We start from the raw sequence: 10,655 nt of genomic DNA on the forward strand, positions 1-10,655 counted from the left end.
CGCCCAAGAGTTCCACGCTGAGTGACTGAGAGTGGTTGATAGATCGTTGCCATCTCACTGACCCTGTAATCGGGTACTTGTCTGCTTACAGGGTGAAAACGGGTCCTATTCTTTAAGTGATTTGCCTGAGCGAGACATGGTGAAAACAAGATGGACTGTGCAACCTACATTCGAGCGAGTACGGACGACCAAACAGACAAGCATCAACGAGAGAGTATCGACGAGTGGCTACGAGAGAACGACGTCGACCTCGCGAACGCCGATCGGTACGCCGACCTCGGTCAATCCGGAGCAAGTGACGACCGCAAGCAGTTCGCCGAGTTCCTCGAGGCAATCGAAGCCGGCGAGTACACGCATGTCGTGTGCTGGGAGATTAGTCGACTCTCGCGAAAGGGCGCGACGCTCCAGCGGTTCTTCGACTTGTGCGAGGACACCAAGACGACCGTCGTGATCACGGACGGCGCTGTCGAGAGGGTCACTCCTGATGGCCAGGGCCGCTTCGTTGCCGACGTGATTGGAATGGTCTACCAACAAGAGCGCCGGACACTCATCCGCCGGATCGAAGCCGGCCAGCGCCGTGCGCAGCACGAAGGTAAGTGGCTGGGTCAAGTCCCGACGGGCTTCCGTCGCGACGACGAGAGCTTTCTCCAGCCGATCATTGACCCCGATCACGATGCCGGCGAGACGGGCTATCTCGAGCTCCGGAACGCGCTCGAGGCGATCGAGAATGGAGAGTCCTATCGTTCGACCGCTGAAGGGCTCCCAGTCACGCGACAGTCGCTCTCGAATATCTCCCGAGACGACGAGCGCCGGCGGTGGTATCTCGAAGCGACAGCTGACGACGACGCCGTGCACGCCGCACTCGAGCCCGTCCGAACGGCGCCGGCCGGCCAGATCTTATCACCGTCCGGTTGATCCGATAAATCTACACAGACGATAGATCTTCTCGCGGGCTTTCCCTCTTTGACATTCGTCTTTAGCTAAGCCTCACACCTCGGTTGTGTAGCGGTAGCGAGCGTCTCCTATAACACTGATCGTTACTGGTGGGTCTTCGATCAACCGTTCCAACAGCGGTGGTGGCGAGTAACCGAGGCACTCGCCGAGTTTGTAGAAAATGAGTTGGGCGGCGACCTTTTGGTCGCATGCCCAGCATCCTGGTAAAAACACGAGCTCACCATCCGCCTGCTCAGTTACCAAATCAAGCAAATCACAATTTGCATATTCTTTCCAAGCAGACGTTCTCTCTAAGTCGATGTGATCGACTGAGCCTGTTTGACGGAGCGGATGTGGGTTTTGTACAAAGGCAACTCTTCTGCTTCGTTTCCGTGATTCTACCGACTTTCCCGATGCTATTGGCGGACTCAATAGAACCGTTCCCTGTAGAAAAGCAAATTGTGTTAGCTATTCAGTGTAGACGTTCTAACAGTTTTTATCGGGGGTTTTCTCCTTTTTTTCCTTCTCTTCGGGACAATCCTCGTCAGACTTTTTCTCCGTTTTCTCCTTCTCCTCTGGGCAGTCCTCGTCAGACTTTTTCTCCTTCTTCTCCTTCTCCTCTGGACAATCCTCGTCGGACTTTTTCTCCTTTTTCTCCTTCTCCTCTGGACAATCCTCGTCGGACTTTTTCTCCTTTTTCTCCTTCTCCTCTGGACAATCCTCGTCGGGGATTTTTACATCGTCCGGGAGCGCTTCGACTGGGACTTTCACGTCATCCGGGAGCGCTTCGACTGGGACTTTCACGTCATCCGGAAGCGCTTCGACTGGGACTTTCACACCGTCTGGGAGTGCTTCGACTGGGACTTTTACGTCGTCCGGGAGTTCTTCAGGCGGAACTTCCACGTCGTCCGGGAGTTCGTCGATCGGGAACGGGAGTTCGTCAACCGGGACTTCCACATCGCCCGGAAGTTCGTCAACCGGGATTTCCACATCGCCCGGAAGTTCGTCAACCGGGACTTCCACATCGCCCGGAAGTTCGTCAACCGGGATTTCTTCATCCGGATCGGGGTCGTCCGGTTCAGGATCGTCTGGATCCGGATCGTCTGGATCCGGGTCGTCTGGGTCCGGGTCGTCTGGATCAGGGTCGTCTGGATCCGGGTCGTCCGGTTCAGGATCGTCTGGATCCGGATCGTCTGGATCTGGGTCGTCTGGATCCGGATCGTCTGGATCTGGGTCGTCTGGATCCGGATCGTCTGGATCTGGGTCGTCTGGATCCGGATCGTCTGGATCCGGGTCGTCTGGATCAGGGTCGTCTGGATCAGGGTCGTCTGGATCCGGATCGTCTGGATCCGGGTCGTCTGGATCCGGATCGTCTGGATCCGGGTCGTCTGGATCTGGATCATCTGGATCCGGATCGTCTGGGTCAGGGTCGTCTGGATCGGGGGCTACCGGGTCAGACTCGCAGCCTGTCACTGTCGCCATCTGCAGATTGACGTCAGTCTGTGCGTACAGGCACCCGTCCACCGTTGCACCGGTGAGCACGTTGATCCCGGTTTGAGTCAGTACAACCCCCGAAAATTGTGCATCCGTTCCGATCTCCACACCAGCGCCACCAGCAACTTGCCAGACGATGTTCTCGATCTGGACGTCGCCAGCCAGGAGAACGTTCGTGTTGCTGGCCGTCGTGAGATTTCCATCGATCTGGAAGATCCAAGTGTCATCCGAGTCACCCAGAAGGACGATGTCGTCGCTTATTGAAACGTCCGTACTCCAGCTGTAGACCCCCGGAGGCAGGACCAGACCGCCGATGTTTCCACCGGCCAACTCGTCGAAGTCGGATTCACGCCCGGCAGCATCGGTGTACGCGGACTCCATATTACTTACAGCCGTGGTCAAGTTGGATGGAGTCGGTTCTGCGTAGTCGGCCGCGTATACACGTCCATCCACTTGATCCGATGTCGCGAACTCGCCCGATGAATCCAGTTCTAAAGCGAACCCGGTGATGGCAGTTGAAGCGATGGGACTCACGCCAATATCTCCCGTCACATCCGAATCGGGAACTGTAGAGATTCCCGATTTCGCCAAGATCGTATAGTTACTGGCGTCCCCACGATCGACCGGTCCTGGGTCTTCTTGCCCTTGGGCACTGGCTGCCCCGATTGTGGTAAATCCAGCTGCTGCTAACAATCTTATATATGATCTTCTATCTATTTCATTGGATGTCATTTCGTATAGTGGCACACGACTCCAAGTAATATTTACTGGGAGCTTTCTCAGTAATTGAAGATCCTCACAGCAGACATTTGAGTGTCCAACCTTGACACTCATCTCGATGACCCGTAACTCAGAATTTTGCTGAACTAGTTGGTGTCACACTAGCACAACGAGTTCTCAATCAACCAATTCGGCAACGTATTGATCCTCCCACTCGCGGCGAGCCTCGAGTTCACGCTGTCCACGCTGGGTGAGGGAGTAGACGTTCGTCCGGCGATCGAGTTGCCCTTTATCGACCAGTCCTTTCTCGACGACCGTATCCAAGTTCGGATATAGACGACCGTGGTGGACCTCTTTTTCGTAATAGTCCTCGAGTTCCTCTTTGATCGCGAGTCCATGTGGTTCATCTAGGCCAGCAACAACATAGAGCAGATCGCGCTGGAAAGCGGTCAAATCGTACATATCGGACTCTTGTCCGTTGGGAGTTTAAATGAGTCGAAGACGACCTCTCGAAGGTCAGTTCCAGGGCACACAGCAGGGACTGTCATAGAACGGATCGCGTATCGATTGTGTTGACCCCGGTGAGCGATACATACAAGCGAAGGCGGTACCACTGCGGAGCACTTATACGAAAATGTGAACCAGTGCTCCGACTGAGCAAAGTATCGCGCCAATAGCAACCATTCCAACACTTTGACTTTCTGTAAGTTCCGAGGACTCTTTTATAAAGAGGGCATATCCGGTCTGAGCAAGAATAGCAAGAGCACCGACAGCCATCAGTGAAGTTCCGAGGCTAATTCCCTGCGAGAGAATCTCGCTAAATCCTACGAACCCAACACTAAGACCAATGATTCCCATTAAGAGATGGTAGAGATTCCACTGGTTCATATGAGTTTTATTTGGAATTGAATTGTAAATATCTATTCAATATTTCCCTGTTAGGTACGCCCCTCTACGTAACGCGTGTTCGTCTCGAGTGCAGTTGTACCCAAGAGAGGCACCCGTTACGTATAGGACGAGGAGTTATCAAAAGGATAGTGAATAAGTCTACTTGAGAGATTCTTTAAGCCGATCGTAGTAGCCGAGAACCATCAAACATCCAAATGTGATACTTCCCACACTAAGTAATGTTCCTACAATCGGTCTTCGAAGTCTCCGAGAACTCATCGATTCAAATGATAATGGATCCCCATGAATGAAAATAAGATACAATAGAAGTGCTGAACCTATAAGAATCATATAGACGCCGTGAATTTCATTTCCATCTAAGCTGACCATGTCTACTGTGTGGTGTCAATATAAATGAACATGGTGTTTTGTGCGGAGTTGACTAACACGAGAGAATATAAAATGCTCTACCATTCAGTAAGCCTCTCTACGTAGCGCGCGTTCGTCTCGAGCGCAACTGTACTCAAGAGAGCCAGACGTTACGTATAGGTCAAGCAGGTAACTCGGTGAGTCACAAACTCAGTTATATAAAAATATACAAATAAAGCCAGGGCTTACTACCAATAATGTCGGCCTCAACTATAATCAATTTCTTAATTCTACTGCAAATACCAGCTGGCATTATGATACTCATTGATTCGAAGAAATCAGATATCAAAAACCCAGTGGCGTACTTTTGCGGGGCGCTCATACCCGCTGTCGGAATGATCGTTATTGTAGCGTATATTTCTAAAAAATCTGAATTGCCGAAAAAGTGAGACTATGTTCGAAGAGGTAGACCTGTGATTGGAAAAGCTATACCACCACTGTTCACACATTTTAGTGCTCAGTTCGCACATCTACGTAACAGTTGGTTTACTAAAAGGTATAATGAAAATAACACTATATAACTCGTTCTATGGTACTCTCTCTTACAGACTATCGAGGGATCAAGTGGCTATAGATTTGATCCGTGGTTTGTCTATTCGCGTGACGGAGTCGAAGTTGTACGTCCTCGAGCCGACCACCGTCGATCTGGATGATTCGATAGGCCACAGAGTGCCGAAGCGTGTGCGGAGTAACGTCCGTCGGCTCTCCTATACCGCCATCTGCGAGCAGCGGCCGCACGTTCGCTTCGACAGCGAGTTTTTCTATAAGCCGCTGTAGGGATCGTGTCGTGATCCGGTCGCTTGAGCGGGTAGGAAAGAGGGCAGGAGTATCCTTCCATCGGTCCCGAAGATACCGATGGAGTAGTCGAACCGTCTCAGGCTTGAGTTCGAGAGTCGCTGGCGGTGGTGAGCCTTTTTGGATCGCACTCGGAAGATAGACGGTTCCGTTTTCGAGATTGAGGTGATTTACTTCGAGAGCGCACAGCTCGCCGGCGCGAAGGCCAGCATCATAGAGCAGTGCGACGATCGTCTCATTCCGGTCCTGAAGGTAGGGTGCGACGGCGTCAGATAGGCAGACATCTCGAAGCCGTTCAACCTGATTCGGCTTGAGCCACGTTCGGGCCCGGCTGAACTCATCAGAGTACTCAACGTCGGGATTGCTTGGCATGGATTCTATGAGTGACGTAGCTTATAAGCGAGAAGGGTAAATCGGTCGGTCAACGTCGCAGTTTGTGCAGAACTCAGACGTTTGGCTGAAAGTATAACACACCACATAGAGGGTTGCAAGAGAATGGCGGTTGGTGTCACCGCTTTACCGGAGACAGGGGCTTCTCTGGATTCCGTTACATGCAGATGCGGATTGAACCTTGGAAAATTTATAATAGTCTCTCTCGTAGTCACGTTATATGAGTGACTCATTGAAAGCCAAAATATTCACAACTAACTGGGATGCATGGAATAATAAATGGGTACCTCTCGTGGCTACACCGGTTTTAATCGCTCTTGGTGTGATAATTGGCTCAGTTGGGAGTGACCACTTCGTATCATCCGGACTGGGTCAGGCCCTAGTTAGGGGCTTCTTCATAGGAGCGACGATGATGACGGGATACACACTCCTTGCGCTTATTGATTATCACGGTAGTTGGATTAGAGACAAAAAGTGATACCTGTGTTAGCTGTATGCAACGGCTGTCTCTCTTGAGTATAGTTGCGCTCGAGACGAACCCACGACTGGCAGATAGAGAACGACGGAGTTTGTGCCAAACTCAGACGTTCGGCTGACAATATGACATACCACATAGAGAGATTGCAAGAGAATCACGGTTGGTGTCGCCGCTTTACCAGAAACAGGGGCTTCTCTGAATTCCGCTACATGGAGATGCGAATGGAACACTGGTAAGTAGCAAAAATCACTCTCGCTCAACTGCAGGTTCTTGTTTTTCGCTCTCTTTGGAGTCTACCTTCTGATCATCCGAGGAGTAACCGTGCTCAGTCTCAAGTAGCACTTCTACACGTTGTTCAAACTCTACTTCTGTGAGCTCTCCTTTTGCATATTGATCTTGAAGCTCTCCAAATGGATCTGTAGCATCTGATTGGGAAGAATCGGTAGAGACAGTGTCATTGGATTTAATCTGTGACTGATTCGAACTGAGTTGAGTCGCTACTGCCATAACAGCAGCAAACAAGATAACAAATATAGTTGCAAGCCCTGCAGCCGCAATTGAGCCCAGGATAGCCAATACGAGAATCAAAGGGATCCCCAAAGATGCAGCAAAAAGGGTAATCCTGGAAGGTTTGTGCATTCACGTTCTTCATCGGCCCCCTCTGATAAAATTCTAGTGGATGACATAACATGACGGAATACACATAGAAGTATTTGTGTCAATACTTTAGTGTCGATAGGTGCTTCATCTGTACGTAACGCGAGGCGGGTTTCGAGGTGAGACCCCTGGGGGTTCGATGTCGATGTATGCAGTTGCTCCGATGTATGCACGGGTAGCGTATTCAACGGAACCGCGGTGTGCATAGATCCCGCCGGTATCGGCCGTCACATACGCAACCTCGGTGTCGTCGACGTCGCCAGCTTCTCAATCGAGCCCGATCGCCGACTCGAGACCGATTCGAGAACTGAGTCGGCCGTACCAGAGGTATCTAGGTTCTAACTGTGCGAAAGGTATAATTGGCCGAGCAGAGAATAGAACCCTAAGGAGATGGCCCTGAAGAATATCCCCACTGTCGATGAACTGGCTGAAACGACTGGCCAGTCCAAGGAGCAGCTTCTGAAGGACCGAGAGGCTGCGGCGAAAATGTCGAGCAGTTCTGACGACGAGTAGCGGTATTTCTAATGAGCGAGCCAGGTTCTACCAATACAGTAGACCAGCTATTGGGTCACACGAAAGGACCAGCGGAGCCGGTTACCGACCGTGATCTCACACGAGCACGGTCATCGGCTTATATTGTACACGGAAATTTTCACGAGCTGGCTCAGATATGCGATGATATCTCCACCACAGGAACGATTATTGTCGAGAAAGGAGCTGAGAAGACAGACGTTGAGAACGAGGTCTATCGGCGAGTTCACAACTACGTTTCGCCACTGTACTCCTACAACGAGCAGATCCGCTCTATTCTCAACAAGCGATTGAAACAGCACATCAGGAAGGGGTATTTCCTCCCAGCACGAGATAACAAGGCTGCACCAGACTATGTTCGGCGAGGGACGTTCCTCTGGGGACTACGGAACGATTTCCAGCATGGCGACTACTGGTGTCTCAGGGTTCGGTACGAAGGAACTCAAAATGGAACCGACTGCTATCAATTGTACTTCCAGAAACGCGATTTTGAAGCGACGCCGAAAGGGGATCTCGATAGCGCTGGCGACTATTTAGTCCATGCTTCGGACGAGGTTCAGCAATATCCACTCCCGTATATTGGTAGCTTCCACCGAAACTTGTTTAGCGAATTTGAGAACGCCTTTGAAGAGTGGTGCGACAAAAACCGCGCCTAGATCCAGCCGGAGAGTATCTGTTGCTCAAGTGGTGCTCCCGATTTTCCAAATGACTGTGAGTATCTTTTGAATTAAACTTCCCTTTGAGATGGGTTTGCGTTACCTGTAGAAGCAAACTGAACAACAAAAGAACTATTGAAATGTGAGTGGGATTTAACAATATGGGTGCCGGTAATCCGACCACAAGAAAGGGACTTGGTTTTATTTTCGTCTTCGCACTTCTTGTAGTTCTACTACTATCCACTAGAGGCATTATGGGGGGTGTATATGGGCATCTTTCTAATATACACTGGGTGGCAGGCATATTATTTCTCATAATTGTAAGTATACTCCCCTTTTGGATTGTTCTTCGATACTTTGATTCTCGTGGTGAAGAGTAGGCCACCTCCACGTAACGCTACCAAATATCCAGAAGCAGGACGTAATTCGAGCGACGACTTATGCCTGCATTAGCCTCCCGAGTTGCGCAGAATGCTAGCGAACGGAAAAGTCGGTTGTCCCACGGGTTCACAACTAGAGTCGATAAGCAACTTCACATCAGCTCCGGAAAGTTCCTTGAGAGCAGTGACCAAAGTCATTTCTGTGGTGTACGGTCAGCATCTTTCAAAAGTTAGGTTCAAAGATATCCTCAATCGCGCAGTCGAAATATCGAGCAAGTTTGAACGCCAATTCCAGTGATGGGTTATACTTCGACTTCTCGATCGCGTAGATCGTCTGCCGACTTACATCAACAGCTGCAGCGAGTTCTTGCTGGGTGATTTCCTCTTCGGCACGTTTGACTCGGAGATTATTGTCCATCGGTACGTTACAACCGTTGGTGGATTTCTGTCCCTCCGAGTATTACAAATACCGTCATGATCGCGATCAACGCGAGGTAATCAAGCTCAGTCGGAGCCACACTATCTGTTGCTGCGTAGCCCGTGTAGATCACAACAATGGAGACTAGCAACGTGATACCAGTGCCAGTGAAAGCGAGATCGATATTCTGAACGTCGCGTTCGTCAACTACACCAGATGTGCCCTTCTGCGTCTGAACGTAGTAGCCTAGATTTCCTCCCAGAACGACTGCAGCAGGTATCACTAAGAGTCCTGTAACCGTGGGATTGGCGAACGGACTTCCTATAATCATACCCAATACAGGCAATAGAAGTGCAGAAGCGAGGAACAACAGGAGATTGTACTTCAGTGGCAACCAAGTGCTCATTAGTGCTCACCTCCACTAGAACCGAACTCACGAAAGAGGATACCAGGTAGATCAATAAGCCAGCTAATGATCGCACAGCCGATCATTCCACCGACTGCGCCAATATATAGCCAGACACCATTTCCTTGCATGACTGCGTCGGGAGCGACGAAGCCCGATGCAATGATGATACCACTGACAACAGCAACCACCATAACGAACAGGGCACTGTATGCTTGTCGCGGATTCTCCACCATATTCTGTTCTTATTCTGTCAGCACATAAATGTTAAGGAAGCTTTGTAGTATGGGTGGGTATCTTTACATTCAAATCGTCTCTCTTCTCCCGGATCAGACGCCAGTTAGGTAAGAAGTTTCGTTGAATACTATATATAGACGAAGAATTCCTGAAATAACCGCTCTGCAGAAATACGAACCTAACACCGCTACTTCTCTCAGCTATCGATTGTGTGATAGAGCAGAAGGGAATACAGAACTCGAATATAGCATGAACCGATGGCTATTCTGAACCAAATCTCCCTGACCAATGGAAGACAATATTATACATTCCAATCGAAGTAGTTAACACAATATCAATAAAAATGAGCATATGGACAGTATCCGGGTTCGAAAATTCGGTGGGGCTGCCTCGATTGTTATTGGTGTACTCTTGGCAGGTTCCTTCTTTGTATCGAACGATTGGGTTACCGGTGTAGTCGGTATTCTTGTCGCTCTCATTGGAACTGCGACCCTCTATGACTTGCACACTACTTCGTAAGCAGTCGTACCAATCGGCCAACCCAGAGATCAAATGTCGTTCCGTTACCTGTTTGATCTATACGTAGTAGCTGTCACTCTCGAGTACAGTTGCGCTCGAGACGAACAAGCGTTACGTAGAGATGCAAATGGACGGCGCATAACTCGGAAATCTGCCCTACATTTATGTTATGATAATTACGAGTATGGATATGGAAAAGATCATACTCGGTCCAGGGATGGGTGAATTAGAGGATGGAACTGATCCAGCGATGTCTATTGGCGTCGCCACTGAGCGTGCTTCTGGAATTGATGTGTCGCTTTCGGGTTTGATCTATCCAGACGGAAACACCATTGAACAGGCAAAGAGCATATTTGAGATCATTGAGGAGGTTATTGCCGACGATCTGAACGGAGATTTTGCTGATATAACCCTTCTCCGTCTCTACATTCGTGACGACGTATTCACGACAGAACTTCGCCAAGACCTCCATGAGCTACGACATGATCTATTTGAGTATCCGGATTTCCCTGCAGCAACGATGGTGGGAGTCTCTCAACTTGTTCATGAAGATGCTACTATCGAAATCGAAGTAGAGGCACTCATTCCCGAAGAGGAATGGGACAAGACCATTATAACCCCAGAAGATTGATGGTATCATTATTGGTCTGGGCTTCACCTGTACGTAACGGCTGCCTCTTTTGAGTACAGTTTCGCTCGAGACGAACACGCGTTACGTAGAGAG

General features: G+C 49.9%; 12 protein-coding genes and 1 pseudogene. 4 read left to right on the forward strand and 9 right to left on the reverse strand.

The genetic code is table 11. From position 1 onward, the window contains the following. Window positions 1–150 precede the first annotated feature (150 nt). Window positions 151–915, forward strand: a complete 765-nt coding sequence (locus QA609_RS24045; RefSeq protein WP_278305157.1) for a recombinase family protein — start codon at window positions 151–153, stop codon at window positions 913–915. Between the two features lie 122 nt (window positions 916–1,037). Here QA609_RS24045 and QA609_RS24050 read toward each other — a convergent pair. The 5 genes and pseudogenes from QA609_RS24050 to QA609_RS24070 all read right to left on the reverse strand — a co-directional run. After that, window positions 1,038–1,215, reverse strand: a pseudogene (locus QA609_RS24050) (IS4 family transposase); the annotation flags it as partial. A 204-nt stretch (window positions 1,216–1,419) separates the two neighbouring features. After that, complete coding sequence (locus QA609_RS24055; RefSeq protein ID WP_278305158.1) at window positions 1,420–3,261, reverse strand: ice-binding family protein; 1,842 nt, start codon at window positions 3,259–3,261, stop codon at window positions 1,420–1,422. Window positions 3,262–3,324: 63 nt separating this feature from the next. Beyond that, window positions 3,325–3,609 (reverse strand): helix-turn-helix transcriptional regulator, encoded by a 285-nt coding sequence (locus tag QA609_RS24060; RefSeq protein WP_278305159.1) that lies wholly within the window; start codon window positions 3,607–3,609, stop codon window positions 3,325–3,327. A 162-nt stretch (window positions 3,610–3,771) separates the two neighbouring features. Further along, the gene (locus tag QA609_RS24065) at window positions 3,772–4,035 is read right to left on the reverse strand and encodes a hypothetical protein (RefSeq protein ID WP_278305160.1); all 264 of its coding nucleotides are present in this window, start codon (window positions 4,033–4,035) and stop codon (window positions 3,772–3,774) included. 978 nt (window positions 4,036–5,013) lie between these two features. After that, a complete protein-coding gene (locus QA609_RS24070) occupies window positions 5,014–5,631 on the reverse strand; it encodes a site-specific integrase (protein ID WP_278305161.1) in 618 nt (205 codons plus the stop codon). Between the two features lie 238 nt (window positions 5,632–5,869). Here QA609_RS24070 and QA609_RS24075 point away from each other — a divergent pair, with 238 nt between their 5' ends. Further along, window positions 5,870–6,127 carry a hypothetical protein gene (locus tag QA609_RS24075; RefSeq protein ID WP_278305162.1) on the forward strand — a complete coding sequence of 86 codons (258 nt, stop codon included), beginning with the start codon at window positions 5,870–5,872 and terminating at the stop codon, window positions 6,125–6,127. Window positions 6,128–6,373: 246 nt separating this feature from the next. Here the strand turns inward: QA609_RS24075 and QA609_RS24080 are convergent, their stop codons facing one another. Further along, window positions 6,374–6,766, reverse strand: coding sequence for an SHOCT domain-containing protein (locus tag QA609_RS24080; RefSeq protein WP_174299213.1), 393 nt, complete (start codon window positions 6,764–6,766; stop codon window positions 6,374–6,376). A 542-nt stretch (window positions 6,767–7,308) separates the two neighbouring features. On the opposite strand from QA609_RS24080, the gene QA609_RS24085 reads away from it, so the two are divergent. Beyond that, window positions 7,309–7,971, forward strand: coding sequence for a hypothetical protein (locus QA609_RS24085; RefSeq protein ID WP_278305163.1), 663 nt, complete (start codon window positions 7,309–7,311; stop codon window positions 7,969–7,971). Window positions 7,972–8,574: 603 nt separating this feature from the next. On the opposite strand, the gene QA609_RS24090 is transcribed toward QA609_RS24085, so the two are convergent. The 3 genes from QA609_RS24090 to QA609_RS24100 are packed head-to-tail and all read right to left on the reverse strand — an operon-like array spanning window position 8,575 to window position 9,411. Beyond that, window positions 8,575–8,769: a helix-turn-helix transcriptional regulator gene (locus tag QA609_RS24090; protein ID WP_278305164.1), complete on the reverse strand. Its 195-nt coding sequence runs from the start codon at window positions 8,767–8,769 to the stop codon at window positions 8,575–8,577. Between the two features lie 7 nt (window positions 8,770–8,776). Then, window positions 8,777–9,175: a hypothetical protein gene (locus QA609_RS24095; RefSeq protein WP_278305165.1), complete on the reverse strand. Its 399-nt coding sequence runs from the start codon at window positions 9,173–9,175 to the stop codon at window positions 8,777–8,779. After that, window positions 9,175–9,411, reverse strand: a complete 237-nt coding sequence (locus QA609_RS24100) for a hypothetical protein (protein WP_278305166.1) — start codon at window positions 9,409–9,411, stop codon at window positions 9,175–9,177. The genes QA609_RS24095 and QA609_RS24100 overlap by 1 nt, the downstream gene beginning before the upstream one ends. A gap of 710 nt (window positions 9,412–10,121) precedes the next feature. On the opposite strand from QA609_RS24100, the gene QA609_RS24105 reads away from it, so the two are divergent. Continuing rightward, window positions 10,122–10,562, forward strand: a complete 441-nt coding sequence (locus QA609_RS24105) for a RidA family protein (protein ID WP_278305167.1) — start codon at window positions 10,122–10,124, stop codon at window positions 10,560–10,562. Window positions 10,563–10,655: the final 93 nt, after the last annotated feature.

Source organism: Natronococcus sp. A-GB7, assembly GCF_029688865.1.
Classification (GTDB): domain Archaea; phylum Halobacteriota; class Halobacteria; order Halobacteriales; family Natrialbaceae; genus Natronococcus.